The organism is Klebsiella sp. KPN54798 (assembly GCF_021184225.1).
Taxonomy (GTDB): domain Bacteria; phylum Pseudomonadota; class Gammaproteobacteria; order Enterobacterales; family Enterobacteriaceae; genus Klebsiella; species Klebsiella pneumoniae.
Map to the genome: position 1 here is coordinate 92,289 of NZ_CP089234.1, position 25,654 is coordinate 117,942.

A 25,654-nucleotide genomic window follows, 5' to 3' on the forward strand; every position below is an offset into this window, starting at 1 on the left:
CACTCCCTGATTCCCTACCACGATCACAGAAAACAAGAAACGTAATCTGATAACGAGATATCGCAATTCATCTTAGTGCGGCAAAGGTTTACAAAAACCGTAACCGGTACCAACCCTCGGTGCCGCTAAGGGAATAGTGCGCATATGAAAGATCACATTTTGTCCGTCAAAGAGAAAATTGGTTACGGCATGGGTGATGCCGCCAGCCACATTATTTTTGATAACGTCATGTTGTATATGATGTTTTTCTACACTGATATTTTTGGTATCCCCGCCGGCTTTGTCGGCACCATGTTCCTGCTGGCGCGCGCGCTGGACGCGATTTCCGACCCGTGTATGGGTCTGCTTGCCGACCGTACCCGCAGCCGCTGGGGTAAGTTCCGCCCATGGATCCTCTTTGGCGCTATCCCGTTCGGCCTCGTCTGCGTGCTGGCCTACAGCTCGCCGGATTTAAGCCACAACGGCAAGCTGATCTACGCCGCCGTGACCTACACGCTGCTGACCCTGCTCTACACCGTGGTGAATATCCCTTACTGCGCGCTGGGCGGCGTGATCACCGACAACCCGACGCAGCGCATTTCGCTGCAGTCCTGGCGCTTCGTGCTGGCGACGGCGGGGGGCATGCTCTCTACCGTGCTGATGATGCCGCTGGTCAACTTTATCGGCGGCGAAGACAAAGCGCTCGGCTTCCAGGGGGGCATCGCGGTGCTGTCGGTGATTGCCTTCCTGATGCTGGCCTTCTGCTTCTTTACCACCAAAGAGCGTGTCGAAGCGCCGCCGAGCAGTACCTCGATGCGTGAAGACCTGCGCGATATCTGGCGCAATGACCAGTGGCGGGTGGTCGGCGTGCTCACCATCCTCAATATCCTCGCGGTCTGCGTTCGCGGCGGCGCGATGATGTATTACACCACCTGGATCATGGGCTCGGCGGCGCTGTTCACCGCCTTCCTCACGACCTACTGCGTCGGCAACCTGATTGGCTCGGCGCTGGCGAAACCGCTGACCGACTGGAAATGCAAAGTCAGCGTCTTCTGGTGGACCAACGCCCTCCTGGCGGTGCTCAGCGTGGCGATGTTCTTCGTACCGATGGACGCCGAAATCACCATGTTTGTCTTTATCTTCGTCATTGGCGTACTGCACCAGCTGGTGACGCCAATCCAGTGGGTAATGATGTCCGACACCGTCGACTACGGCGAATGGTGTAACGGCAAACGCCTGACCGGCATCAGCTTCGCCGGTACCCTGTTTGTGCTCAAGTTAGGGCTGGCGCTGGGCGGCGCGCTGATCGGCTGGATGCTGGCCGGCGGCGGCTATGACGCCGCCGCTAAAACCCAGAACAGCGCCACCCTCACCATCATTATCGCCTTGTTCACCCTCGTTCCGGCGGTGTGCTACCTGCTGAGCGCGGTGATCGCCAAACGCTACTACACGCTGAAAACGCCGTTCCTGAAAAAAATGATGGCCGAGCTGGCCGAGGGCGCGCGTCGCAACGAACAAGAATTCACCGCCGCCCCGATCGACAAAGAATGGCAAAACTAAGAGGACGTTTTAATGAAAATCAGTGATGGAAACTGGCTCATTCAACCAGGGCTCAACCTGATCCAACCCGTACAGGTTTACGAGGTGGAGCAGCAGGGGAATGAAATGGTGGTCTATGCCGCGCCGCGCGATGTCCGCGAACGCGCCTGGCAGCTGGATACGCCATTGTTCACCCTGCGCTTTTTCTCGCCTCAGGAAGGGATAATCGGCGTGCGCATGGAGCACTTTCAGGGCGCGCTGGATAACGGTCCGCACTATCCGCTGAACGTGCAGAAAGACGTCCATGTCGAAATAGAAAATACGGCCGGGTTCGCTGAGCTGAAAAGCGGCAGCCTCAGCGTGCGGGTGACTAAAGGCGAATTCTGGGCGCTGGATTTTCTGCGCGACGGCGTGCGTATCACCGGTAGCCAGCTAAAAAACAACGGCTACGTGCAGGATAGTAAGACCCAGCGCAACTACATGTTTGAGCGCCTCGACCTCGGCGTCGGCGAAACCGTCTACGGCCTCGGCGAGCGCTTTACCGCCCTGGTGCGCAACGGCCAGACGGTAGAAACCTGGAACGAGGACGGCGGCACCAGCACCGAGCAATCCTACAAAAATATCCCGTTCTATCTGACCAACCGCGGCTACGGCGTGCTGGTCAACCATCCGCAGCGCGTCTCCTTCGAGGTGGGCTCGGAGAAAGTCTCTAAAGTCCAGTTCAGCGTTGAAGGCGAATACCTCGAGTACTTCGTCATCGACGGCCCGACACCGAAAGCGGTGCTTAACCGCTATACGCAGTTCACCGGCCGCCCGGCGCTGCCGCCGGCATGGTCGTTTGGTCTGTGGCTGACGACCTCGTTCACCACCAACTATGACGAAGCGACGGTGAATAGCTTCATCGACGGTATGGCTGAGCGCCATCTGCCGCTGCACGTCTTCCACTTCGACTGCTTCTGGATGAAGGCCTTCCAGTGGTGCGATTTTGAATGGGATCCGCAGACCTTCCCGGACCCGGAAGGGATGATCAAGCGCCTGAAGGCGAAAGGGCTGAAGGTCTGCGTGTGGATCAACCCGTACATCGGTCAGCGCTCGCCGGTGTTCAAGGAGCTGAAAGAGAAGGGTTATCTGCTGAAGCGCCCGGACGGTTCGCTGTGGCAGTGGGATAAGTGGCAGCCGGGGCTGGCGATTTATGACTTCACCAACCCGGAAGCCTGCCAGTGGTACGCCGACAAGTTAAAAGGTCTGGTAGCGATGGGGGTCGATTGCTTCAAGACCGACTTCGGCGAGCGTATCCCGACCGACGTCCAGTGGTTTGACGGTTCCGATCCGCAGAAAATGCACAACCACTACGCCTTCATCTATAACGAGCTGGTGTGGAAGGTGCTGAAAGAGACCGTCGGCGAGCAGGAGGCGGTGCTGTTCGCCCGCTCCGCCTCGGTGGGCGCGCAGCAGTTCCCGGTGCACTGGGGCGGCGACTGCTACGCCAACTACGAATCGATGGCGGAAAGCCTGCGCGGCGGGCTGTCGATCGGCATGTCCGGCTTTGGTTTCTGGAGTCACGATATCGGCGGTTTCGAAAACACCGCGCCGGCCCACGTCTACAAGCGCTGGTGCGCCTTCGGCCTGCTCTCCAGCCACAGCCGGCTGCACGGCAGCAAATCCTATCGGGTGCCATGGGCCTACGATGACGAGTCCTGCGACGTGGTGCGCCACTTCACGCAGCTGAAATGCCGCATGATGCCGTATCTCTATCGTCAGGCGGCGCTGGCCAACGAGTGCGGCACGCCGATGCTGCGCGCGATGATGCTCGAGTTTCCGGACGATCCGGCCTGCGACTATCTCGACCGCCAGTATATGCTGGGCGATTCGGTCCTGGTGGCGCCGGTGTTCTCCGAGGCCGGCGAAGTGCAGTTTTATCTGCCGGAAGGGCACTGGACGCATCTGTGGCATAACGATGAATTGCCGGGTAGCCGCTGGCATAAGCAGCATCACGATGCACTGAGCCTGCCGGTCTACGTTCGCGACAACACCCTGCTGGCGCTGGGCAACAATGACCAGAAGCCGGATTACGCCTGGCATGAGGGCACCGCCTTCCAGCTGTTCCACCTTGAGGATGGACGCGAGGCACGCTGTGACGTTCCGGCGGCAGACGGCTCGACGATCTTCACCCTGAAGGCCAGGCGCCAGGGCAACGCCATCGCCGTGAGCGGCGAAGGCGAGGCCCGCGGCTGGACGTTATGTCTGCGCAATATCCCGCAGGTCGCGGGCGTGCAGGGCGGTACGCAGACCGGTAGCGAATGGGGAGTGGTGGTGAGCGCCGAGGGCAATACGCTGACGATTACGTTGTAAATAGGTTAACAGCAGCAGCCCTCTTCGCCCGGCGGAGAGGGTTTTTTTATTCCATTTTTGTACAAAAAGTAACGTTCATTTCATTGTGGTGACTCAGGCCGCAGACGCGGTTGTCGAACGGTGTTAGCGTATTCTGCCGCTGAGAGGAGCCCGCCATGGACGTAGAAAATATCTTTCGTGACGTGAAGCTAAGCAAAACGGAAATGACCGTGCTGCGCTTTATTCAGAACGACCCGGAGCAGTGTATCCGCCAGGGAGTTCGCGCTGTGGCCGAACAGTGCTACAGCAACCCCTCTTCCCTGGTCCGGCTGGCAAAGAAACTGAAGTTCAGCGGCTGGCTGGAGCTGGTCTATTTCATCAAGTTCAATATCACCATGCCGAAGCTCGATGTCACCAACGATATCGACTACATGAGCGTTCAGCCGGAAGAAGCGCTGACGCCGCTGCTGGCAAGCCTTAAACAGCAGCGCATCCTGATCCACGGCAGCGGCTTTTCGCAGCTAATCGCCCAGTATATTTACAACAAGTTCCTCGTCACCGGCGTGAATGCCAGCCTGGCGCTGTGGCCGGATTATGAAATCCTCGAACAGAAAAACGCCGCCCGCTTCGACTCCATCTGGATCGTTTCTAAATCCGGGCGCAGCAGCTCGGCGCTTAACTGGGTGAAGGCCCTGGAGGGGAAGGAGATTAATCTGGTCTGCTTTACCGGCGACTACCAAAGCCCGCTGGCGCAGGCCGCGGATACGGCGTTTATTATTCACGACCCGCAGAAGTTCGATGATGATATTTACTGGAGCAACCCGTTTTTCGGCTACTGCATCTTAGGCTTTGAGCGACTATTGAAGATGTGGTTTACCAGTCTACGCAGCAATAGTTAGCCCCCGCTAAGCGCGGTGCGAGCGGGGGGAGTTCCCGGATGGCGGCTGGCGCCTTATCCGGGCTACCGGGTGATACGGCTATTTTGCCGGGTGGCGGCTTACGCCTGACCCGGCCTACATAAAACACAAACCGCTCCGTTCGTAGCCCCGCTAAGCGCGGTGCGAGCGGGGGAATCCCATCGGCAGCGGATTACCGCCAGGCGGCGAACTGCTCATCGTCGAGGTAGGCTTCGACCAGGGTTTTCGCCAGCGAATAGGAACCGATCAGCGGGTGCGCCATCAGCGCCCGCACCGCCAGCGATTTATCCTGCTGCAGGATCGCCGCCACCGCCAGCCGCTCATACTCCTTCACGCAGGCAATCATATTCTTCTGCGCTGTCGGCACCTTCACCGGCGTCACCGGCTTGAGGCCATCCCGGCTCAGGTCGCAGCTGATCTCGATCACGTCGTCCGGGCGTAAAAAATCGAGCGTGCCATTATTCTGGATCGACACCACGATCCGCTTGGTGGTGGTGCTGTTCACCGCTTCCAGGATATCCAGCGCCACTCCGGCATAGCCGCCGGTGTCCGGCTCTTCGATAAACTGGCGCAGCGTCAGCGGTTCGCGGGTGTGGAATTTCTCCTGCCGGGATTCGTTCTGCATATAGCTGTTTTCCCGGCGCAGATAATGCTGCATCCAGATGGTGAAGGCGGCCTCCGGTTGCGTTCTGGCATCCACGGTGCGCAGCGCCTCGCGCATCTCCTGATTGATGCGGGCGATCTGCTCTCCGCGCGTCTCGCCGGCCCCCTGAATCGCCTTCAGCGCCTCGTCGCGATAGTAGTAATAATAGAGATATTCATTGAGGAGCTGATTATCGCAAAGCCGTACCAGCTCCGGGGAGAAGTACTGCATCGCCGTCTTCTGGTACAGTTCCGGGCTGGCGATCAGCCGTTCGGTCACCTCTTCCCCACGGACGGTGAAGTGGGTAAACCAGGAGAAATGGTTCAGACCATAGCATTCCACGCTGAGGTCGCGCTCCTCACAGCCAAGGATCGCCGGCAGTTCACGAATCAGCTCGGAGGGGGCATCGCAGATTCCATAGACCCGGCGCTTAAAGCCGGACTTAATAATCGCTTCCGTCACCAGACCTGACGGGTTGGTAAAGTTAAACAGAATAGCGTCTTCGGCGGCATGTTCTTCGATCAGCCGGCAATAGCGAAGGATCGCCGGGATCGAGCGCATGGCCATCGCGAAACCGCCGGCGCCGGTGGTTTCCTGGCCGAGAGTGTTATGCTCAAGCGCAATTCGTTCGTCGCGAATGCGGCTTTCATCGCCGCCAACCCGCAGGGTGGTAATGATATAGTTGGCGTCCTGCAGCGCTGCGACCGGGTCGGTGGTGGTACTAAACTGAATATCCGGGCGAATGGTATTAAATACATAGCGGGCAATTTCGCCAAATATCGCCAGATTATCAGCAGAGTTATCGAGAAAAACGACTTCTGTTAAACCAATGCGGTGAGCGTTATAGGCCAGAGATTTCGCTAAAAATGCAGAGCGAACGCCGCCCCCGCCTAATACGGTTAATTTCATAAATACTCCTCATTAATTTTCTGCTAACCAGTTATCAACCCGGGAACGTACCTGTCCCACTTTGACGCCATAAATAACCTGAACTTCATTTCGATTGCGTACGACGCCGTTGGCGCCGGTATTTTTTAATTGCGTGTCATCAACCCGCGCCATATCGCGCACGGCCACGCGCAGGCGAGTAAAACAATTATCGACGGAGAGAATATTCTCCTTGCCCCCGAGGCCGCGGATAATGTCATCGGTGACCGACTGCGGTTGCGCGACTTTCTGGCGGTACTCTGCTTTGCTGTAGAGCTTCACGTTCTCGTCATCTTCCCGGCCCGGCGTTTTCAGGTTCAGCTTCACCACCAGGGTGCGGAAAATCACGTAGTAGACGGCGAACTGGCCGATACCGATAAGGACATAGCCCGGCCAGCGCGTTAAGGAGACCGGCAGCGGCAGGTTATAGATCAGAAACTCGATCAGGCCCGATGCTCCCCAGGGACGTACGGTGAAGATGTCGCAAATGGCCTGCGAGGCGGCGGTTAACGTCGCGTGGATCACCCACAGCAGCGGTGAGACAAATAAGAAGGTGAACTCAATCGGCTCGGTGATGCCGGTCAGCATCGAGGTGATAATCGCCGGCAGCAGAATCGCCTTCGCCATCGCTTTCTTCTCCGGTTTCGCGGTGTGGTAGAACGCCAGCGAGGCGCCCGCCAGGCCAAAGATAGTGGTCATCCCTTGCTGCGAAAAACGTAATGCGTCGTTCATGACCGGCGTCAGGTCGGGATGGCGCATATAGGCGAGGAAAATGGCCTGGGTGCCGGAGACCACCTGACCATCCACGTTCAGCGTGCCGCCAATCTGGGTGAGCTGGAAGGGGGACCAGACGAAATGGTGCAGGCCGGTGGGGATAAGGAATTTTTCAAAGAAACCATAGACGAAGACCCCGGCGACCCCGGCATTTTTCATAAAACCGATGAGGGCGGAGATGCCGTGGGTCATAAAGGGCCAAATCCAGGTAAAGGCGATGGCGTAGAAGATAACCACCGGCGTCATCGCCACCAGCGTCAGCTTGGCGCCGCCGTACATCGACAGCGCGCCAGGCAGCTCAATGGCAGAGACTTTATTGTGCACCCACGCAATCGTGCAGCCGAGAATAATGCCCAGGAAAACGCCCATATCCACCACCACAAAGCCCAGCAGCTGGGTTTGCCCGGTGCCATAATATTCACCGTTAATTTTTTCGGCGAGTCCATGGGTGTGTTCCAGCCAGGAGTGGTTGGCGCCAAGAAACATAATAAAGCACATCACTGAAACCAGTGCGACTTCGGTTTTTTTATCCTTTGCCAGGCCATAGCTGATGCCGACGCAAAATAATAAGCCGAGGTTGCCAAATAAAGGCCAAAAGGTGTCGCCGAGCATTTGCCCAAGCTGATGTAAGAAACTGGTTTCAGCAATTAATGTCGGATTAGTTAATACTGAACTGAGGGCCAGAATTAAGCCAATGACCGGCAAGAACAATACGGCGCCGATCATGGCCCGGGAGAATTTTTGCATATTCTCCAGAATACGCTGACGTATTTCAGGCATGATTGATCCTTTTATATTTTTGTAGGTACAGGGAGCGGTTTTTTATCGACTTCCAGTGATTTGGTTATAGCAACTCTGATATTTGAAAGGAACCTGTTGCGCTAAATAGGTACAGATAGCCGCGTATTGCGCACAGGTTTCAGGACTCGCACCCCAACTCTCTCCCTGAAAGGGAGAGAGTAGTCAGAGTGGAGTTTTGCCGGGAAGCAATCCCTCTCCCCATAGAGGAGAGGGAATGGGCATCGCTATGGGGTGACGGGAGCGGGCGCTGGCGCGGCGGGGGCGGGGCTGACCTCGCCGTTGCGCATGATTTGCGCCACCTGCTGTTTCTCCATATTCACGGCGCTGAGCTGCCCGTTGATCGTCGGTTTGAGCGGGGCATCGGCCTGCACGCTGCCGCTGGCGGTCAGCTGGAGATTGCCATCCCCGCTTATAGGTAGCGACGGCCAGCCCCAGGCCTGCAGAATATTCAGCGGCACGCCGCGGCCGCTGAAGCTCAGATTGACCTGGCGCTGCGGCAGCTGGGATACCGCGGCGGTGGCCTGCAAAATGCCGCGCTCGGTGAAGGCGCTAAGCTCAGTGATATTGACCGTCGAGGCTGTGGCGTTCAGTTTGAGTGATGGGCGGCGCACGTCGATCCGGTTGAAAGTCGCCGCCGCGGCGTTCAGCGTCGCGCTGCCGTTCCATACTCCCCAGCTGCCGTTTTTCACCAGCTGTAGCTCGCCGCCATAGCCATCGAGGGCGGTAATTTGCCACGGGAAAGCAGGGTCCACATCGATGATCAGATTGCGGCTGGCGCTGAATTTTTTCAGCGTCAGGCTTTGCAGCCAGGCTGGCAGCGGCGTCATCCACAGCTGTTTCCAGTTCGCCGGCAGCGTGTACTCCAGTCCGGCGAAGGCGGTGTCGTCGAGCACCAGGGCGTTCCCGGCGCGCAGCCAGTTGCCGGAGGTGCGCACCATGCCGCCCTCCCAGCGCGAAGTGAACTGGCGCAGCGCAATGCCCTGGGGAGAGAATTCAGCATTGAGGATCGGGTCGAAGAAGTGCAGCGAACCGTAGATAAATTCGCTGGCGTTCATCGACAGCGTGCCGTCCTCGCTCTGCCAGCCGCCGTGGCTAAGGGTCAGGTTGCGCAGGCTCAGGTCGAGGTCGGTTACCGCCCAGTCCGGTCCCTGCAGGCGGGCGTCGGTGATGTCCAGGCGGCCAATCTGCAGAGAGGGGACCGTGGTTAACGGCGCGAAAAACTCGGCCAGCGAGGCGGGGCTCTGCAGTCGAATCTCGTTGAGCTGGAGGTTATCCACCCGCCAGCTGCCATCGGCGCTGCGTTTGGCATTGCCAGTTAAGGTGCCGCGGGCGACATCGGCGCCGAGGGTGGAGAGGGTGACCTCGCCCTGATCAATCTTACCCTGAATCAGAACGTTGCTGGCTTCGACGCCATTGAGCGTCATCGAGCCCGCGCTCATCTGGATCTGCGCCGTTTTCCCCAGCACATTGCCCGCCTCCGGCGTCCATGGGCTGACGCCGCCGGTGACGCGCTGCGCGCTGAGCGCCCAGCCGGTTTCCGGGCTGTTGAAAGCCATATTGCGCAACATCAGCCGGTCGGCAGCGAACGGTAGGTCTGCAGAGTGGGGTGACAGATTCAGAGTGCCGTCGTTAAGGACTATCTCATCCGCATGCAGCGGATCGCTAAACTGGCGGGTGCTGAAGCCAATGTCGACCGTTTTTGCCACCAAAGTGGCAGGCTTGCCTTCCCGACCAAAGGTGACGTTTCGCAACTGCACATGAAGGGGGGAGGAGAAATCGTGCTCCATCTCATCGAAGGAGACCTGCCAGCCGGTGCCATTGCTGAGCCAGGCGCTGGCCTGGCGGGCGCCCCAGTGGGTTTGCAGCAGGAACCACGCGCCAATAATGACGAGCAGCAGAGCGACTAGCAGCCAGAGAATCAGCTTTCCAAGAAATTTCATGGTCTTCCATTCTGTGAGATGCACATCACCGTGTTATGCCCGATTTAGGCGCACTTCTCAAGGCAGGCGTGGTTTATTTCCGTGATGGGGCTGGTGGTTGGAGGACGTCCCGGCCGATGCGCGACCGGGAACGCATGAGATCACGCCTTTTCTGGCGGGAAAATTAAATTCAGAACAATCGCCGTGATACCGCCGGCGGCAATCCCGGAGGAAAGCAGGTTTTTCAGCCAGTCCGGGGCGAACTGCAGGATCAGCGGCTGCTGCGACACGCCGAGGCCTACCGCCAGCGACAGAGCGATAATCAGGATTGCCCGACGGTTCAGCGGTTCACGGGAGACGATGCGCACGCCGGACGCGGCGATGGTGCCGAACATCACCAGCGTGGCGCCGCCGAGCACTGGCTCAGGGATATGCTGGACAAAGCCGCTCACCGCCGGGAACAGGCCGAGGACGATCAGCATCAGGGCAACCACAAAGCCGACGTAGCGGCTGGCGACCCCGGTCAGCTGGATCACGCCGTTGTTCTGGCCGAAGCAGGAGTTCGGGAAGGTGTTGAAGACCGCGGAAACGAAGGAGTTCAGGCCGTTAGCCAGCACGCCGCCTTTCAGGCGCTTCATATACAGCGGACCCGAAACCGGCTGTTCGGAGACGTCGGAGGTGGCGGTGATATCGCCGATGGTTTCCAGGGAGGTGATCATAAACACCAGCATCAGGGGCAGCAGCAGACTCCAGTCGATGCCGAGGCCATAATAGAGCGGCGTCGGGACGGTGATGAGGCTGCTGTTGGTCGGGGCGGTGTTGGCTGGCAGCATATCGAGGAACCACGCCGCCAGATAACCGGCAGCCATGGCAATCACTAGCGAGGCGATGCGCAGGTACGGGTTGCGCTGGCGGTTGAGGATAATAATCAGCGCCAGCACGATACCCGCCAGCAGCAGATTTTTCGGCGCACCAAAGGTGTGGTCGGCCATCGCCGCGTAGCCGCCGCCGATGGAGGTCAGTCCGACCTGAATCAGCGACAGGCCGATAATCATCACCACCACGCCGGAAACCAGCGGGGTAATGATACGGCGCGCCAGGTGCAGGATCCGGGAGAGGACCATTTCGGTGCAGCTGGCCAGCATCAGGGTGCCGAAGAGGGCGGCCATCATGGTGGGGACGTCGGCGCCGCCGGTTTTCAAGGCGGTACCGCCCATGATCAGCGGGGCGACAAAGTTGAAGCTGGTGCCCTGGATGGAGAGCAGTCCGGAGCCGACCGGGCCCCAGGCTTTGATCTGAATAATAGAGGCGACGCCGGAGGCGAACAGCGACATGCTGATGATATGTTGGGTATCTTGCGCCGGGAGACCGAGAGCCTGGCAGATTAACAGCGCCGGGGTGATCACCGCGACAAACATCGCCAGCAGGTGCTGGAAGGCGGCGAACAGGGTTTGCGGTAGCGGCGGGCGATCTTCGAGGCGGTAGATTAATTCGCTGGCTGGTTTATGCGCAACCGGTTGCGCATTTTCTGACTCTGCGGTGTTAACGGACATCACAAGCAATCCCAAGGTGGCAAAGCGGGAATTTTATCGGACTGTAGACCAAAAGCAAACGTTTGCCAGCGTTTGCTCATAAAAATTTATACCGTGAATATGCGCAACGAGATAATTAACATTTTGTATGCTAAATCGCATCATTCAGGATACAAAATATCTTTTTCTGTCAATTTTTCCGCCGTTCTGCGTAAAATCCCCCTCTGACTCCTCATGATGAGAAGCTAAAGACACCAGGAATATCGTCGCGTGTGAATGGATCATGCGCCCATAAGGAGCTTTTTATGTTTCATCTCGATACCTTATCGACGCTCGTTGCCGCAACGCTCGTGCTGTTACTCGGCAGAAAACTCGTACAAACCGTTCCCTTCCTTAAGAAATACACTATTCCTGAACCCGTTGCCGGCGGTCTGCTGGTGGCGCTGGCGCTGCTGGCGCTGAAAAAAAGCATGGATATCGAAATTGATTTCGATATGAGTCTGAAAGATCCGCTGATGCTGGCGTTCTTCGCCACCATCGGTCTTAACGCCAACCTCGCCAGCCTGCGGGCCGGCGGCAAGGTGCTGGGCACTTTCCTGATCGTGGTGGTTGGCCTGCTGCTGCTGCAGAACGCCCTCGGTATCGGCATGGCGACGCTGCTGGGGCTGGATCCGCTAATGGGTCTGCTGGCCGGGTCGATTACCTTATCCGGCGGCCACGGCACCGGGGCGGCGTGGAGTAAGCTGTTCGTTGAGCGCTACGGTTTTGCCAACGCCACCGAGGTGGCGATGGCCTGCGCGACTTTCGGCCTGGTGCTGGGCGGCCTGATCGGCGGCCCGGTGGCGCGTTATCTGGTGAAGCACTCTTCCTCACCGGACGGGACACCGGACGATCAGGTGGCGCCAACCGCCTTTGAAAAGCCGGACGTGGGGCGGGTGATCACCTCGCTGGTGCTGATCGAAAGTATCGCCCTGATCGCCATCTGTCTGACGCTGGGCAAGGTGGTTGCGCAACTGCTGGCGGGGAGCGTCTTCGAGCTGCCGACCTTCGTCTGCGTGCTGTTTATCGGCGTGATCCTCAGCAACAGCCTGGCGCTGGCGGGGTTGTATCGGGTGTTCGATCGCGCGGTATCGGTGTTGGGCAACGTCAGCCTGTCGCTGTTCCTCGCCATGGCGCTGATGAGCCTCAAGCTGTGGGAGTTGGCCTCGCTGGCGCTGCCGATGATTATTATCCTGGCGGTGCAGGCGCTGGCGATGGCGCTGTATGCGGTGTTCGTCACCTATCGGATGATGGGCAAAAACTACGATGCCGCGGTGCTGGCAGCCGGGCATTGCGGATTTGGCCTGGGGGCAACGCCGACGGCGATCGCCAATATGCAGGCGATTACCGACCGTTTCGGGCCATCGCATATGGCCTTCCTGGTAGTGCCGATGGTGGGGGCGTTCTTTATCGATATCGTCAACGCGCTGGTGATTAAGCTGTACCTGCTGCTGCCGATGTTTGGTTGATAAAAAACCCGGAGGCGGTGCTGCGCACCTGTCCGGGCTACAAGATCGTGCTGTTTGGGGTTTTGTAGCCCGGCTAAGGCGTTTACGCCGCAAGCCGGGAATAACTTCACAATCTTACGCTTCGTCGTGCTCTTCCCACGCTAACGCGCGTTTCACCGCTTTCTTCCAGCCGCTGTAACGATAGTTACGCTCAGTAGTTTCAATCCCCGGGCGGAATTCGCGCTCAATCACCGCTTTCTCCTGCAGTTCATCCAGATTCTGCCAGAAACCGACCGCCAGACCGGCCAGATAGGCCGCGCCCAGCGCCGTCACTTCGCGTACTTCCGGACGCTCGACACGGGTGCCGAGGATATCGGACTGGAACTGCATCAGGAAGTTGTTAGCCACCGCGCCGCCGTCTACGCGCAGGGCGTGCAGACGAATGCCGGAGTCAGCCTGCATCGCCTCCAGCACGTCGCGGGTCTGAAAGGCGATGGACTCCAGCGTCGCACGGATAATGTGGTTGGAGTTCACGCCGCGGGTGAGGCCGAAAATCGCGCCGCGGGCATACGGGTCCCAGTACGGTGCGCCAAGACCGGTGAACGCGGGTACCACGTACACGCCGTTGGTATCCTTCACTTTGGTGGCGAAGTACTCGGAGTCGAAGGCATCGCTGATGAGCTTCATCTCGTCGCGCAGCCACTGAATAGACGCGCCGGCCATAAACACCGCCCCTTCCAGAGCGTAGTTCACCTCGCCGCGCGGGCCGCAGGCGATGGTGGTCAGCAGACCGTGGGTGGAGGTGACCGCTTTTTCGCCGGTATTCATCAGCATAAAGCAGCCGGTGCCGTAGGTGTTTTTCGCCATCCCTTCCTTGACGCACAGCTGGCCGAACAGGGCCGCCTGCTGGTCACCGGCGATCCCGGCGATAGGAATACGGGTCCCGCCTTTACCACCGATGTTGGTCTGGCCGTACACTTCGGAAGACTTGCGCACTTCCGGCAGCATGGCGCGCGGAATGTCCAGCGCGTCGAGCATCTTGTCGTCCCAGTCGAGGTCGTGGATGTTGAACAGCATGGTACGCGAGGCGTTGGTGTAGTCGGTGACGTGCACGCGGCCCTGGGTCATCTTCCAGATAAGCCAGGTGTCAACGGTGCCGAACAGCAGCTCGCCGCGCTTCGCACGCTCACGGGAACCTTCGACATGGTCGAGGATCCATTTCACCTTGGTGCCGGAGAAGTACGGGTCCACCACCAGGCCTGTGGCCTTGCGGATATACTCTTCCATCCCGTCACGCTTGAGCTGCTCGCAGATCTCCGCGGTACGGCGGCACTGCCAGACGATAGCGTTGTAGATGGGTTTACCGGTCTCTCGCTCCCACACCACCACGGTCTCACGCTGATTGGTGATGCCGATGGCCGCGATCTGATCGGAGTTGATATCCGCTTTGGCCAGCGCTTCGACCAGCGTCGAGCTTTGGGAAGCCCAGATTTCCATCGGGTCGTGTTCGACCCAGCCTGGCTTAGGATAAATCTGTTCAAATTCTCGCTGGGAGACGCTGACGATATTGGCATCATGATCCATCACAACGGCCCGGGAGCTGGTAGTGCCCTGGTCAAGCGCAACGATATATTTTTTGTCGGTCATAGTCGGTGTCCCGTAGTCAGATTACAGCGAAGCTTTATGTTGAGCGGTGGAAGAGGAGGGGCTCTGTTGCTCTTCCTCCACGCAGGTGTCGCAAGGCAGGTGACGGCCAATCAGCTTACGATAGCTGAATGCGCCCAGCGCCGCGCCGACCACCGGTGCGCACAGCGGCACCAGGAAATAAGGAATATCTTTGCCGCCGGTGAAGGCGACGTCACCCCACCCCGCCAGCCAGGCGAAGGCTTTCGGGCCGATGTCACGCGCCGGGTTCATGGCGAAGCCGGTCAGCGGTCCCATGGAGGCGCCAATCACCGCAATCAGCAGGCCAATCAGCAGAGGGGCCAGCGGGCCGCGCGGTATGCCGTTGCCATCGTCGGTCAGCGCCAGGATGACGCCCATCAGGATAGCGGTAATCACCATCTCTACCGCGAAGGCCTGCACAAAATTGATGTGCGGGTTCGGGTAAGTGGAGAAAATGCCGGCCAGATCGAGGCTTTCCACGCTGCCGCGAATCATATGGTGGGTGGTTTCATAATCGAGGAAAAGATTGTAGTAAAGCCCGTAAACTAATGCCGCAGCGCAAAAGGCGCCAGCGAATTGCGAAATAATAAAAGGAACCACTTTGCGGCCTTCGAAGCAGGCGAACAGCCACAGCGCGATAGTCACCGCTGGGTTAAGGTGCGCACCGGAGACCCCGGCGGTCAGGTAGATCGCCATGGCGACGCCCAGACCCCAGATGATGCTGATTTCCCATTGTCCGAAGCTGGCTCCCGCGACCTTGAGCGCAGCCACGCACCCAACGCCGAAAAAGATCAACAACCCGGTACCGAGGAACTCTGCGATGCACTGGCCTTTTAAGGTTGATGTTTGGCTCATAATCGAATCCTGAAGCGTGGTGATGATTATTGTATGTAGGGTGGTCACAGACGACCATATTGCCATGTAGGCATAGTGTTAATTTATCGTTAACGAGCAAAAACGAGAAATATCGAACTTCAAATGTGTGTACCTCGTCAAGAAAATGAGCGTTTTCGCGCCATTTGCGCGCATCGAGAGCGCTGCCGGAGCGTTTCACCACGCATTTTGTTAACCATAAAATTAACATTGACCCATGAACTACGAGCGAACTGCGCTGAAAGCACCAGGTAAAGACTGAAAAGTGTTGCAAACCGCAATCTACGCGGCTTGCCGCTGGACAGGGGCGGCGGGGATTCATACAATCGACGATAACACCGCTATGTGCGCTAATTTTCGTTAAGGCGGGACCGCGTATACGAAACACGAGTTTCTATCAACGCCTTGCAAGTTCAGGAGAGGTATGACGATGTCATTAGAAGTGTTTGAGAAATTAGAATCTAAGGTTCAGCAGGCGATTGATACCATCACTCTGTTGCAGATGGAAATCGAAGAGCTGAAAGAAAAGAACAACACCCTGGTGCAGGAAGTTCAGAGCGCGCAGCATGGTCGTGAAGAGCTGGAGCGCGAAAACAGCCAGCTGAAAGAGCAGCAGCAGGGCTGGCAGGAACGTCTGCAGGCGCTGCTGGGTCGCATGGAAGAAGTCTAATCGCTTCGCGCCCTCTCCCGCCCGGGAGGGGGTCATCCTTACTCGCGTCTTTATACCCGCAAGTTATAGCCAATCTTTTTTTATTCTTTAATCATTGAATCGCTTTCTGGCACGCTTAACCCATCACAACACACATAAAGAGAGCGGTGCGATGAATAAGTGGGGCGTAGGGTTAACTCTGTTGCTGGCATCCGCCAGCGTTCTGGCAAAAGACATTCAGCTATTAAACGTATCTTATGATCCAACGCGCGAGCTGTACGAACAGTACAACAAAGCGTTTAGCGCACACTGGAAGCAGGAGACCGGCGACAACGTGGTGATCCGCCAGTCGCATGGTGGCTCTGGCAAACAGGCGACCTCGGTGATTAACGGTATTGAAGCGGATGTGGTCACGCTGGCGCTGGCCTACGATGTCGACGCTATTGCCGAACGCGGCCGCATCGATAAAAACTGGCTGAAACGCCTGCCGGATAACTCTGCGCCGTATACCTCCACCATCGTGTTCCTCGTCCGCAAGGGCAATCCGAAACAGATCCATGACTGGAACGATCTGATCAAACCGGGCGTGTCGGTCATTACCCCGAACCCGAAAAGCTCCGGCGGCGCCCGCTGGAACTACCTGGCGGCCTGGGGCTATGCTCTGCATCAGAATCACGGCGACCAGGCGAAAGCCCAGGAATTCGTCAAGGCGCTGTATAAAAACGTGGAAGTGCTGGACTCCGGCGCGCGCGGTTCGACCAATACCTTCGTAGAACGCGGCATCGGCGACGTACTGATCGCCTGGGAAAACGAAGCGCTGCTGGCGACCAACGAACTGGGCAAAGACAAGTTTGAAATCGTGACCCCGAGTGAGTCGATTCTGGCTGAGCCGACCGTCTCGGTGGTCGACAAAGTGGTGGATAAGAAAGGCACGCGCCAGGTGGCGGAAGCGTACCTGAAGTATCTCTACTCGCCGGAAGGCCAGGAGATTGCGGCGAAGAACTTCTACCGCCGCGCGATCCGAATGTGGCGAAGAAATATGCTAACGAATTCCCGAAACTGAAGCTGTTTACCATCGATCAGGAGTTCGGCGGCTGGACGAAAGCGCAGAAAGAGCACTTCTCCAACGGCGGCACCTTCGACCAGATTAGCCAGCGTTAATTCTCTTGTCCCTGCTTGCGCTACGCTTAGCAGGGCTACAGTTTTGCGCGGTGCGTAGCCCGGGTAAGGCGTCAGCCGCTACCCGGGATAACGCCCCGTCCACCATCTGTTTTCATTTAGTCATCAAATTACGCTACTCTTCCGCTTCAGGCTTAACAGGGAATGAAAATGAGAAGAGTAAGATACTTTTTGCTGGCGCTGCTGGTGGCGATCCTCGCGGCGCTGGCGGGCGGCTACTACTGGCTGCACTCTGGCAACCCGGACGCATTACGCAAGATTGTCCTGCAGCAGTGCGTACCCCATCAGCAACAGCAGCAAAACCCGTCGCCGTGCGCGGAAGTGAACCTCAAGGGCGGCTATGTGCTGTTTAAAGACCGTAACGGCCCGCTGCAGTATTTGCTGATGCCGACCTACCGCATCAACGGCACCGAAAGCCCGCTGCTGCTGGATCCGTTGACGCCGAACTTTTTCTGGCAGGCCTGGCAGGGGCGTGAAATCATGAGCCAGCGCCACGGCGCGCCGGTTCCTGATAACGCGGTATCGCTGGCGATCAACTCGCGCAGTGGACGTACGCAAAACCATTTCCATATTCATATCTCCTGCCTGCGCCCCGATGTGCGCGCGCAGTTAGATAAGGATGCCGCAGCGATCAGCAGCCGCTGGCTGCCGCTACCGGGCGGGCTTCAGGGCCACGAATACCTGGCGCGCCGGGTGACGGAGGCGGAGCTGGCCCAGCGTAGCCCGTTCCTGATGCTGGCGGAAGAGGTGCCGGAGGCGCGTGAACATATGGGACGCTTCGCGCTGGCAATGGCGCAACAGAGCGACGGCTCGCTGGTGCTGCTGGCGACGGAGCGTAACCTGCTGACCCTGAACCGGGCTTCAGCGGAAGAAATTCAGGATCATCGCTGCGCCATCCTTAACGCAAACCACTAGTTCTGGCGTTTACCTGTCTTACCTGTCGTCGTATTCTTGCTGAAAAAAACGACAGGAGACAGGCATGTCGCTCTGGCTTACCCACCCGCTGTTCCTTCCTTCATTGATTGTCGGCGTCACCATCGTGCTCTGGGCGACGTCGCTGCTGCCGGAATTTATCACCGCGCTGCTGTTCTTCGCAGCGGCAATGATGGCGAAAATCGCTCCGCCGGAGGTGATCTTCGGCGGCTTTGCCTCTTCGGCGTTCTGGCTGGTGTTCAGCGGCTTTGTGCTCGGCATCGCCATCCGTAAAACAGGACTGGCGGACCGGGCGGCGCAGGCGCTGTCGGCCAGGCTCACCGACTCCTGGCCGCGGATGGTCGCCAGCGTGGTACTCCTGAGCTACGCCCTGGCGTTCGTGATGCCCTCCAACATGGGGCGCATCGCGCTGCTGATGCCGATCGTGGCGGCGATGGCCCGCCGCGCGGGCATTGCCGACGGTAGCCGCGGCTGGTTCGGCCTGGCGCTGGCGGTGGGGTTCGGCACCTTTCAGCTGTCGGCGACGATTTTGCCCGCCAACGTGCCGAATCTGGTGATGAGTGGCGCGGCGGAAGGCTCGTACGGTATGCATCTGAATTATGTTCCCTATTTACTGCTGCATACGCCGGTGCTTGGCTGGCTGAAAGGGGCGGTGCTGGTGGCGCTGATTTGTTGGCTGTTTCCCGGCAAGCCGTATCCACCGCGCGACCTGACGCCGCTGCCGCCGATGAGCCGCGACGAGAAACGTCTGGCGTGGCTGCTGGCGGTGGTCCTCTCGCTATGGGTGACCGAGAGCTGGCACGGCGTCGGCCCGGCGTGGACCGGCCTGGCGGCGGCTGTGATCACGCTGCTGCCGCGGGTGGGCTTTATCAACGGCGAGGAGTTTGCCAGCGGGGTGAATATGCGCACCTGCATTTACGTCGCCGGGATTCTGGGGCTAGCGATCGCCGTCACCCAAACCGGGATTGGCGGCGCAGTGGGCAATGCGCTGCTGCAGGTGATGCCCCTGGATAAAGACAATCCTTTCACCAGCTTTCTCGCCCTGACCGGGATAACCAGCGCGCTGAACTTTATTATGACCGCCAACGGCGTGCCGGCGCTGTATACCACCTTTGCCCAGAGCTTTGCCGACGCCACCGGCTTCCCGCTGCTAAGCGTGATTATGATTCAGGTGCTGGGCTATTCCACGCCGCTGCTGCCCTATCAGGCGTCGCCGATCGTGGTGGCGATGGGGTTAGGCAAGGTCCCGGCGAGGGCGGGGATGCAACTGTGTCTGGCGCTGGCGGCGGTGAGTTATCTGATTTTACTGCCGCTGGACTACGCCTGGTATCAGCTGTTGGGGAAACTGTAACGGCAAAAGAAAGCCCGGCTTGCGCTGTGCTAAGCCGGGCTCCCACGTTTTGTCAGTCAACCCGGTCGCGTGTCGCCACCGGGAAAAGCGAATTACGCTTTTTTCGCTGCTTCTGCTGCTTTAACGATCACCGCGAAAGCGTCAGCTTTCAGGGAGGCGCCGCCAACCAGCGCGCCGTCGATGTCCGGCTGGGTGAACAGCTCTGCGGCGTTGCCAGCGTTAACGGAACCGCCGTACTGGATGATCACTTGCTCAGCGATTTTGGCGTCAGCTTTAGCAATGTGGTCACGGATGAATTTGTGCACCGCCTGCGCCTGAGCCGGGGTCGCTGATTTGCCGGTACCGATAGCCCATACTGGTTCGTAAGCGATAACCACGCCTTCGAAAGCGGCAGCGCCCTGAGTTTTCAGCACGGCGTCGATCTGACGCGCGCAAACTTCTTCCGTTTTGCCCGCTTCGTTTTCGGCTTCGGTTTCACCGATGCACAGAACCGGGGTCAGACCCTGCTCTTTCAGCACGGCGAATTTCTTCGCGATCAGCTCGTCGGATTCTTTGTGGTAGGTACGACGCTCGGAGTGGCCGATGATGATGTACTGCGCGCCGATATCTTTCAGCATTTCGGCGGAGGTTTCACCGGTGAATGCGCCGGACAGGTTCACGTCAACGTTCTGCGCGCCCAGGTGAATGTGGCTGCCTTCTGCCGCGCGCTTAGCCAGGTCCAGATACATTTCCGGCGGGGCGATGGCAACTGCACAGCCGCTTACGCCAGCCAGCTCGGTACGCAGGTTCGCAACCAGTTCGTTTACCATGTGGCGGCTGCCGTTCAGTTTCCAGTTACCCATCACTAAAGGATGTCGCATTTTAATTCTCCACGCTACTTAAGCGAATTAAGGAATATAGCCGCCCCAGAGGGCAGCATGGTCTGTGAAACAGTATAGAGACTCGTCACTGGAAAGGCTTTGCTTTTTGTCATTTATTGTTACCTTCCAGCGTTTCAGATAGCGCCAGCTTAATCGGTTCAATGGCGAAGGTCAGGCCCTTTTCCCCATGATCTGCCACCACATAGCGCACGGCGCCTTCGGTATCGGCGAAGTAGCGCTTGCCCTTGCCGGCGGCCAGCAGTTTCTGCAGTTTTTGCTGGCTTTGCGCCTGGCTAAAAGTCGGCACGAAGGCGCGGATCATGGCGCTCATATACTCCAGCGCTTTGGTCCTGGCCGCCTTTTGCTCCGGCCCCTGGATCGGCAGCCAGGTGATCTGCATGGATTTGATCTTCAGCGTGCCGCGCTCCAGCGCGGTGGAGGCATAGAGATTTTCGTTAATTTTGCTGGCGGCGCGGGTCAGGTTAGCCCGATCGCGACTGGTGGCGATGGAACGGAATTCGTTCAGAGGCAGCTTTGGGTTATCGGCATTGAATTTCTCGCGGAACTGACTGATCGACTGGTCAAAGCTCGGCGCGCCGGCGAGCAGGTAGGGCGCTGCCGCGGTCGTCGATTCGCTCTCTGCGGACAACGCGTGCGGGCCGACGGCAAGGCCCATCAGCCCACTTAACCACAAAATTGTCCACTTCTTCATGCCCGTCGTTCCTTTTTTTGCCTGCTGACGATTAAATCGGGAAGCGCGGCGCTTGTCAAAAAGTCACGACGCCAGGGTAAACTACGCAGACGATGATGATAAGGAAAAACGCATGACCCTACAGCAGTGGTTATTCTCAATTAAAGGGCGCATTGGCCGCCGCGATTTCTGGATCTGGATTGCCATCTGGCTGGTGACCATGAGCGCCCTGTTTACCCTGGCAGGCAGCAATCTGCTCAACCTGCAGACGGCGGCGTTTATTATCGTCTGCCTGCTGTGGCCGACGGCGGCGGTGGTGGTCAAGCGGCTGCACGATCGCGGCAAATCCGGGCTGTGGGCGCTGCTGATGGTTCTGGCGTGGATGCTGCTGGCGGGGAACTGGTCGATGTTGCCGCAGGTCTGGCAGTGGGGCGTCGGGCGCTTTGTGCCGACGCTGATTATCGTCATGATGCTGATCGACCTGGGGGCGTTTGTCGGCACCCAGGGCGAGAATAAGTTCGGCAAGGAGACCCAGGACGTGCGCTGGAAAGCGGACGCCTGATTACCAGTAGTGCTCCGCCGTCATATGGCCCGGCCGGCGACGCAGATGTTTGGTCATCTGCCGGGTCTCTTTTAACAGCTGTTGGGTATCGCGCACCATTTGCGGGTTGCCGCACAGCATCACATGGCTGGTGTCGGTGGTCATCGGCAGGCCGACGGCCTCTTCCAGCGCGCCGGTTTCAATCAGAAACGGCACCCGGCCGGTCAGCGAGCCTTCCACGGTTTCGCGGCTGATCACCGTCTGAATACGGAGTTTGCCGGCATAGCGCTGCTCCAGTTCGCGCATTAGCGGCAGATAGCTCAGGTCCGCGGCGTAGCGGACGGCGTGGACCAGCACCAGGTTGTTAAAGCGCTCAAGGTCCTTGCCTTCCTGCAAAATTGACAGGTACGGCCCCAGCGCAGTGCCGGTCGCCAGCATCCACAGGGTATCGCAATCCGGTACCTCCTCGAGGACGAAGAAACCTGCCGCTTCACTCACCACCAGGACTTCATCGCCCGGCTTCAGCGCCGCCAGACGCGGGCTCAGCTTGCCTTCCGGGACGGTGACCAAATAGAACTCGAGGTCGGGATTGCCGGGGGCGTTGACGTAGGAGTAGGCGCGCTGCACGCGTTCGCCGTCGATTTCCAGCCCGAGCTTGGTAAATTGCCCGGCGGTAAACGGATGAACAGGCGCCCGCACGTATAAACTGAACAAGGCGTCCGTCCAGTACTCCACTTTTGTCACTTTGCCGCTAACCCAGTCCGCCATCGTCTTCTCCTGTTGCCAAGCGATGCCTTATCTTCGGTCCAGACGAGCCAGATTTCCACCCCGAAGGCGCAAGAAAGCTCTATTGATCAAATATAAACGAAGAACAGGGCAACCGCCTGCGGACGGTTGCCTGGGAGAGAAAAAGCGGTATTACAGGATGTGCTGCTGAATGTCCGGATCTTTACGGTCGAGGTAATGAATCGACTGGATACGACGGATAGTGCGCGACTTGCCGCGGATCAGCAGCGTCTCGGTGGTGGCCATGTTGCCCTTGCGGGTGATGCCGTCCAGCAGATCGCCTTTGGTGATCCCGGTGGCGGAGAAGACGACGTTATCGCTGCGCGCCATTTCATCCAGACGCAGCACTTTGCCCGCTTCAATGCCCATGGTTTTGCAGCGCGCCAGCTCATTTTCACCGATGCGGCGGTTCTCTTCGTTATCGCCCTTCACGTGGTGGCGAGCCAGCAGGCGCCCCTGCATATCCCCGTCGAGGGCGCGGATCACCGCGGCGGAAACCACCCCTTCCGGCGCGCCGCCGATGCCGTACAGTACGTCGACTTCGCTATCCGGCATGCAGGTGAGAATAGAGGCCGCGACGTCGCCATCGGGAATAGCGAACACGCGCACGCCCAGCTGCTGCAGCTGGGCAATGACCGCGTCGTGGCGCGGTTTCGCCAGCACGGTGACGGTCAGCTCGCCCAGCGGCTTGTTCAGGGCGCGGGCGATATTGTGCAGGTTCTCTTCCAGCGGCAGATTGAGATCGATAGCGCCTTTAGCGCCCGGGCCGACGATCAGCTTTTCCATATACATATCCGGCGCGTTGAGGAAGCAGCCCTTATCGCCGACCGCCATCACCGCCAGGGCGTTGGCCTGGCCCATCGCCGTCATGCGGGTGCCTTCGATGGGATCGACGGCGATATCTACCGCATCGCCCTTGCCGGTACCCACTTTTTCGCCGATATAGAGCATCGGCGCTTCATCGATTTCGCCCTCGCCGATGACGATGGTGCCGTCGATATTGACGAGGTTAAGCATAATGCGCATGGCGTTAACCGCTGCGCCGTCGGCGGTATTCTTATCGCCGCGGCCCAGCCATTTATAGCCCGCCAGCGCGGCGGCTTCGGTGACACGCGAAAATTCGATGGCCAGTTCTCGTTTCATAATCCACTCGTTGTGTAGAAAAGTTGCCCGCAGCGCGGCAAAAGCGCGCTACGCGTTGGAATAGCGTTCGGTTTCCGGCATCCAGCGCTCGATAAGCGCCTGGGCCTGCAGCGGATAGCGTTCATGAATGTGGCGAGCAATGCGCTGGACATCGGGGATCATCGCCTGATCGCGCAGTAAGTCCGCCACTTTAAATTCGGCGTTGCCGGTCTGGCGGGTGCCGAGCAGCTCGCCGGGACCGCGAATTTCGAGGTCTTTCTGGGCAATGACGAAACCATCGTTGCTGTCGCGCAGGACCTGCAGACGTTTCTGCGCCGTTTTGGAGAGCGGCGATTTATAGAGTAGCACGCAGTGGGAAGCGACCGCGCCGCGCCCGACGCGCCCTCTGAGCTGATGCAGCTGCGCCAGACCCAGACGTTCCGGGTTTTCGATAATCATCAGGCTTGAGTTAGGCACGTCGACGCCGACTTCAATCACCGTGGTGGCTACCAGCAGATGCATCTCACCCTGCTTGAAGGCCTGCATCACGGCCTGCTTCTCCGCCGGTTTCATCCGCCCGTGGACGAGGCCGATATTGAGCTCCGGCAGCGCCAGTTTGAGCTCTTCCCAGGTGGCTTCCGCCGCCTGGGCTTCCAGCAGATCGGACTCTTCAATCAGCGTACAGACCCAATAGGCCTGGCGACCTTCATGGGTACAGGCGTTGCGCACGCGGTCGATAATATCGCTGCGCCGGGTGTCGGGGATGGCGACGGTGGTCACCGGAGTTCGGCCTGGCGGCAGCTCGTCGATAATCGAGGTGTCCAGATCGGCGTAGGCGGTCATCGCCAGGGTGCGGGGGATCGGCGTGGCGGTCATGATCAGCTGATGCGGGTGGAATCCCTGCTGCTGACCTTTCTCCCACAGCGCCAGCCGCTGATGCACGCCGAAGCGGTGCTGTTCGTCAATAATCACCAGCGCCAGGCCGTTAAACTGCACCTGCTCCTGGAAGATGGCGTGGGTGCCGACAATCATCTGCACTTCGCCGCTGGCGATAGCCTCCTGCTGCGCCTGGCGGGCTTTGCCTTTCTGTTTGCCCGCCAGCCAGCCGACTTCTATGCCCAGCGGTTCGAACCAGTTGCGGAAGTTATTGGCATGCTGCTCGGCAAGCAGTTCGGTGGGCGCCATCAGCGCCACCTGTTTGCCGTGGACGATAGCGCGCAAGGCGGCCAGGGCAGCGACCAGCGTTTTACCGGAGCCAACGTCGCCCTGCACCAGGCGCATCATCGGCACGTCCAGCGCCATATCGTGTTCAATCTCGGCGGTAACCCGCGCCTGCGCGCCGGTGGGCTTAAAGGGCAGGGAGGCCAGCAGTTGGTTTTTCAGGGTATCGTTGGCGCCGAGCGGCAGGGCGTGATAGCGCTGGGCGCCTGCCCGCAGCGCCAGCATGCTGAGGTTATGCGCCAGCAGCTCTTCCAGAATCAGACGCTGCTGCGCCGGGTGCTTGCCGCTTTCCAGCTCGCTAAGTTGCAAGGAGGGAGGCGGGCGGTGCAGCGTACGCAGCGCCTCCGGCAGGCTCATCATCCCCTGCGCCAGCTCCGGCGGGAGGAGTTCGCTAATCGCGCAGGTTTCCAGGAGCTCAAGCGCCTGATCGGTGAGCTTGCGCAGGGTCGCCTGCTTGATGCCTTCGGTGGTCGGATAGACTGGGGTTAACGTTTCCTGCAGCTCCGGGGTGCTCATATCGCCCTGGACGCGATATTCCGGGTGGATCATCTCGGCGCCGTACTTCCCGCGTTTGGCTTCACCGTAGGCCAGCACCCGACGACCGGTCGCGAGGCTGTTTTTCATCGCCGCGTTGAAGTTGAAAAAGCGCATGGTGAGGATGCCGGTGCCATCGCTGATCTGGCAGGTCATCATCCGCCGGCCGCCGAAGGTGATATTGCTGTTGAGCACTTCACCTTCCACGGTGGCATAAACTCCGGGAAGCAGCTCGGCTATCGGGTAAAGATGGGTGCGATCTTCGTAGCGTAAAGGCAGGTGCAGCAGCAGATCCTGTACCGTATGCAGGCCAATCTTCGCCAGTTTGCTGCTCTGCGCAGCGCCCACACCGGTGAGTGAACTGAGCGGAACGGCATCTAACAGGCGGCCTGACATTGGG

At 58.9% G+C, this 25,654-nt stretch carries 19 protein-coding genes and 1 pseudogene; 9 read left to right on the forward strand and 11 right to left on the reverse strand.

Features of this window, described 5'->3' with window-relative positions; genetic code table 11:
- Positions 1-144: 144 nt before the first annotated feature.
- From LPQ25_RS00480 to LPQ25_RS00490, 3 genes are all read left to right on the forward strand, one after another.
- Positions 145-1,539, forward strand: coding sequence for a glycoside-pentoside-hexuronide family transporter (locus LPQ25_RS00480; protein WP_014906761.1), 1,395 nt, complete (start codon positions 145-147; stop codon positions 1,537-1,539).
- Positions 1,540-1,551: 12 nt separating this feature from the next.
- A complete protein-coding gene (gene yicI, locus LPQ25_RS00485) occupies positions 1,552-3,870 on the forward strand; it encodes an alpha-xylosidase (protein ID WP_014906762.1) in 2,319 nt (772 codons plus the stop codon).
- 155 nt (positions 3,871-4,025) lie between these two features.
- On the forward strand, positions 4,026-4,748 hold the full coding sequence (locus LPQ25_RS00490; RefSeq protein ID WP_014906763.1) for a MurR/RpiR family transcriptional regulator: 723 nt from the start codon (positions 4,026-4,028) through the stop codon (positions 4,746-4,748).
- Positions 4,749-4,938: 190 nt separating this feature from the next.
- Here the strand turns inward: LPQ25_RS00490 and LPQ25_RS00495 are convergent, their stop codons facing one another.
- From LPQ25_RS00495 to LPQ25_RS00510, 4 genes are all read right to left on the reverse strand, one after another.
- Positions 4,939-6,318 carry a family 4 glycosyl hydrolase gene (locus tag LPQ25_RS00495; protein ID WP_004150228.1) on the reverse strand — a complete coding sequence of 460 codons (1,380 nt, stop codon included), beginning with the start codon at positions 6,316-6,318 and terminating at the stop codon, positions 4,939-4,941.
- A gap of 12 nt (positions 6,319-6,330) precedes the next feature.
- Positions 6,331-7,890, reverse strand: a complete 1,560-nt coding sequence (locus tag LPQ25_RS00500; protein WP_014906764.1) for a PTS transporter subunit EIIC — start codon at positions 7,888-7,890, stop codon at positions 6,331-6,333.
- Positions 7,891-8,135: 245 nt separating this feature from the next.
- Positions 8,136-9,851 (reverse strand): AsmA family protein, encoded by a 1,716-nt coding sequence (locus tag LPQ25_RS00505; protein WP_014906765.1) that lies wholly within the window; start codon positions 9,849-9,851, stop codon positions 8,136-8,138.
- Between the two features lie 140 nt (positions 9,852-9,991).
- On the reverse strand, positions 9,992-11,383 hold the full coding sequence (locus LPQ25_RS00510) for a nucleobase:cation symporter-2 family protein (RefSeq protein ID WP_002922950.1): 1,392 nt from the start codon (positions 11,381-11,383) through the stop codon (positions 9,992-9,994).
- A gap of 284 nt (positions 11,384-11,667) precedes the next feature.
- Between LPQ25_RS00510 and gltS the strand changes: the two genes are divergently transcribed.
- Positions 11,668-12,870 carry a sodium/glutamate symporter gene (gltS, locus tag LPQ25_RS00515; protein WP_002922948.1) on the forward strand — a complete coding sequence of 401 codons (1,203 nt, stop codon included), beginning with the start codon at positions 11,668-11,670 and terminating at the stop codon, positions 12,868-12,870.
- Positions 12,871-12,984: 114 nt separating this feature from the next.
- Here the strand turns inward: gltS and glpK are convergent, their stop codons facing one another.
- Positions 12,985-14,496, reverse strand: a complete 1,512-nt coding sequence (gene glpK / locus LPQ25_RS00520) for a glycerol kinase GlpK (RefSeq protein ID WP_002922944.1) — start codon at positions 14,494-14,496, stop codon at positions 12,985-12,987.
- Between the two features lie 21 nt (positions 14,497-14,517).
- The gene (locus LPQ25_RS00525; RefSeq protein ID WP_002922941.1) at positions 14,518-15,369 is read right to left on the reverse strand and encodes an MIP/aquaporin family protein; all 852 of its coding nucleotides are present in this window, start codon (positions 15,367-15,369) and stop codon (positions 14,518-14,520) included.
- A gap of 442 nt (positions 15,370-15,811) precedes the next feature.
- Between LPQ25_RS00525 and zapB the strand changes: the two genes are divergently transcribed.
- The 4 genes and pseudogenes from zapB to LPQ25_RS00545 all read left to right on the forward strand — a co-directional run bounded on the left by zapB (position 15,812) and on the right by LPQ25_RS00545 (position 19,499).
- Positions 15,812-16,057 (forward strand): septal ring assembly protein ZapB, encoded by a 246-nt coding sequence (zapB, locus tag LPQ25_RS00530; protein ID WP_004150222.1) that lies wholly within the window; start codon positions 15,812-15,814, stop codon positions 16,055-16,057.
- Positions 16,058-16,208: 151 nt separating this feature from the next.
- A pseudogene (locus LPQ25_RS00535) lies at positions 16,209-17,197 on the forward strand (sulfate ABC transporter substrate-binding protein).
- 162 nt (positions 17,198-17,359) lie between these two features.
- Entirely contained in the window at positions 17,360-18,130 is a 771-nt protein-coding gene (locus LPQ25_RS00540; protein WP_014906767.1) for a CDP-diacylglycerol diphosphatase, read from the forward strand.
- A 64-nt stretch (positions 18,131-18,194) separates the two neighbouring features.
- Positions 18,195-19,499, forward strand: a complete 1,305-nt coding sequence (locus LPQ25_RS00545) for an SLC13 family permease (RefSeq protein ID WP_014906768.1) — start codon at positions 18,195-18,197, stop codon at positions 19,497-19,499.
- Between the two features lie 92 nt (positions 19,500-19,591).
- Here the strand turns inward: LPQ25_RS00545 and tpiA are convergent, their stop codons facing one another.
- Both tpiA and LPQ25_RS00555 read right to left on the reverse strand, forming a co-directional pair.
- Entirely contained in the window at positions 19,592-20,359 is a 768-nt protein-coding gene (gene tpiA, locus LPQ25_RS00550) for a triose-phosphate isomerase (protein WP_002922909.1), read from the reverse strand.
- Between the two features lie 109 nt (positions 20,360-20,468).
- The gene (locus LPQ25_RS00555; RefSeq protein WP_002922908.1) at positions 20,469-21,071 is read right to left on the reverse strand and encodes a YiiQ family protein; all 603 of its coding nucleotides are present in this window, start codon (positions 21,069-21,071) and stop codon (positions 20,469-20,471) included.
- A gap of 112 nt (positions 21,072-21,183) precedes the next feature.
- On the opposite strand from LPQ25_RS00555, the gene LPQ25_RS00560 reads away from it, so the two are divergent.
- A complete protein-coding gene (locus tag LPQ25_RS00560; protein ID WP_004901418.1) occupies positions 21,184-21,612 on the forward strand; it encodes a DUF805 domain-containing protein in 429 nt (142 codons plus the stop codon).
- On the opposite strand, the gene fpr is transcribed toward LPQ25_RS00560, so the two are convergent.
- The 3 genes from fpr to recG all read right to left on the reverse strand — a co-directional run bounded on the left by fpr (position 21,613) and on the right by recG (position 25,650).
- The gene (gene fpr / locus LPQ25_RS00565) at positions 21,613-22,359 is read right to left on the reverse strand and encodes a ferredoxin--NADP(+) reductase (protein WP_014906769.1); all 747 of its coding nucleotides are present in this window, start codon (positions 22,357-22,359) and stop codon (positions 21,613-21,615) included. It lies immediately after the preceding gene.
- Positions 22,360-22,509: 150 nt separating this feature from the next.
- Positions 22,510-23,520, reverse strand: a complete 1,011-nt coding sequence (gene glpX / locus LPQ25_RS00570) for a class II fructose-bisphosphatase (RefSeq protein WP_002922903.1) — start codon at positions 23,518-23,520, stop codon at positions 22,510-22,512.
- A 48-nt stretch (positions 23,521-23,568) separates the two neighbouring features.
- Positions 23,569-25,650, reverse strand: coding sequence for an ATP-dependent DNA helicase RecG (gene recG, locus LPQ25_RS00575; RefSeq protein ID WP_004151504.1), 2,082 nt, complete (start codon positions 25,648-25,650; stop codon positions 23,569-23,571).
- Positions 25,651-25,654 lie beyond the last annotated feature (4 nt).

Excerpts from the sequence above, each read along its gene's own strand:
- LPQ25_RS00480 (WP_014906761.1), top strand. The coding sequence starts at position 145 with ATGAAAGATCACATTTTGTCCGTCAAAGAGAAAATTGGTTACGGCATG.
- yicI (WP_014906762.1), top strand. The coding sequence starts at position 1,552 with ATGAAAATCAGTGATGGAAACTGGCTCATTCAACCAGGGCTCAACCTG.
- LPQ25_RS00490 (WP_014906763.1), top strand. The coding sequence starts at position 4,026 with ATGGACGTAGAAAATATCTTTCGTGACGTGAAGCTAAGCAAAACGGAA.
- LPQ25_RS00495 (WP_004150228.1), bottom strand. The coding sequence starts at position 6,318 with ATGAAATTAACCGTATTAGGCGGGGGCGGCGTTCGCTCTGCATTTTTA.
- LPQ25_RS00500 (WP_014906764.1), bottom strand. The coding sequence starts at position 7,890 with ATGCCTGAAATACGTCAGCGTATTCTGGAGAATATGCAAAAATTCTCC.
- LPQ25_RS00505 (WP_014906765.1), bottom strand. The coding sequence starts at position 9,851 with ATGAAATTTCTTGGAAAGCTGATTCTCTGGCTGCTAGTCGCTCTGCTG.
- LPQ25_RS00510 (WP_002922950.1), bottom strand. The coding sequence starts at position 11,383 with ATGTCCGTTAACACCGCAGAGTCAGAAAATGCGCAACCGGTTGCGCAT.
- gltS (WP_002922948.1), top strand. The coding sequence starts at position 11,668 with ATGTTTCATCTCGATACCTTATCGACGCTCGTTGCCGCAACGCTCGTG.
- glpK (WP_002922944.1), bottom strand. The coding sequence starts at position 14,496 with ATGACCGACAAAAAATATATCGTTGCGCTTGACCAGGGCACTACCAGC.
- LPQ25_RS00525 (WP_002922941.1), bottom strand. The coding sequence starts at position 15,369 with ATGAGCCAAACATCAACCTTAAAAGGCCAGTGCATCGCAGAGTTCCTC.
- zapB (WP_004150222.1), top strand. The coding sequence starts at position 15,812 with ATGACGATGTCATTAGAAGTGTTTGAGAAATTAGAATCTAAGGTTCAG.
- LPQ25_RS00540 (WP_014906767.1), top strand. The coding sequence starts at position 17,360 with ATGAAAATGAGAAGAGTAAGATACTTTTTGCTGGCGCTGCTGGTGGCG.
- LPQ25_RS00545 (WP_014906768.1), top strand. The coding sequence starts at position 18,195 with ATGTCGCTCTGGCTTACCCACCCGCTGTTCCTTCCTTCATTGATTGTC.
- tpiA (WP_002922909.1), bottom strand. The coding sequence starts at position 20,359 with ATGCGACATCCTTTAGTGATGGGTAACTGGAAACTGAACGGCAGCCGC.
- LPQ25_RS00555 (WP_002922908.1), bottom strand. The coding sequence starts at position 21,071 with ATGAAGAAGTGGACAATTTTGTGGTTAAGTGGGCTGATGGGCCTTGCC.
- LPQ25_RS00560 (WP_004901418.1), top strand. The coding sequence starts at position 21,184 with ATGACCCTACAGCAGTGGTTATTCTCAATTAAAGGGCGCATTGGCCGC.
- fpr (WP_014906769.1), bottom strand. The coding sequence starts at position 22,359 with ATGGCGGACTGGGTTAGCGGCAAAGTGACAAAAGTGGAGTACTGGACG.
- glpX (WP_002922903.1), bottom strand. The coding sequence starts at position 23,520 with ATGAAACGAGAACTGGCCATCGAATTTTCGCGTGTCACCGAAGCCGCC.
- recG (WP_004151504.1), bottom strand. The coding sequence starts at position 25,650 with ATGTCAGGCCGCCTGTTAGATGCCGTTCCGCTCAGTTCACTCACCGGT.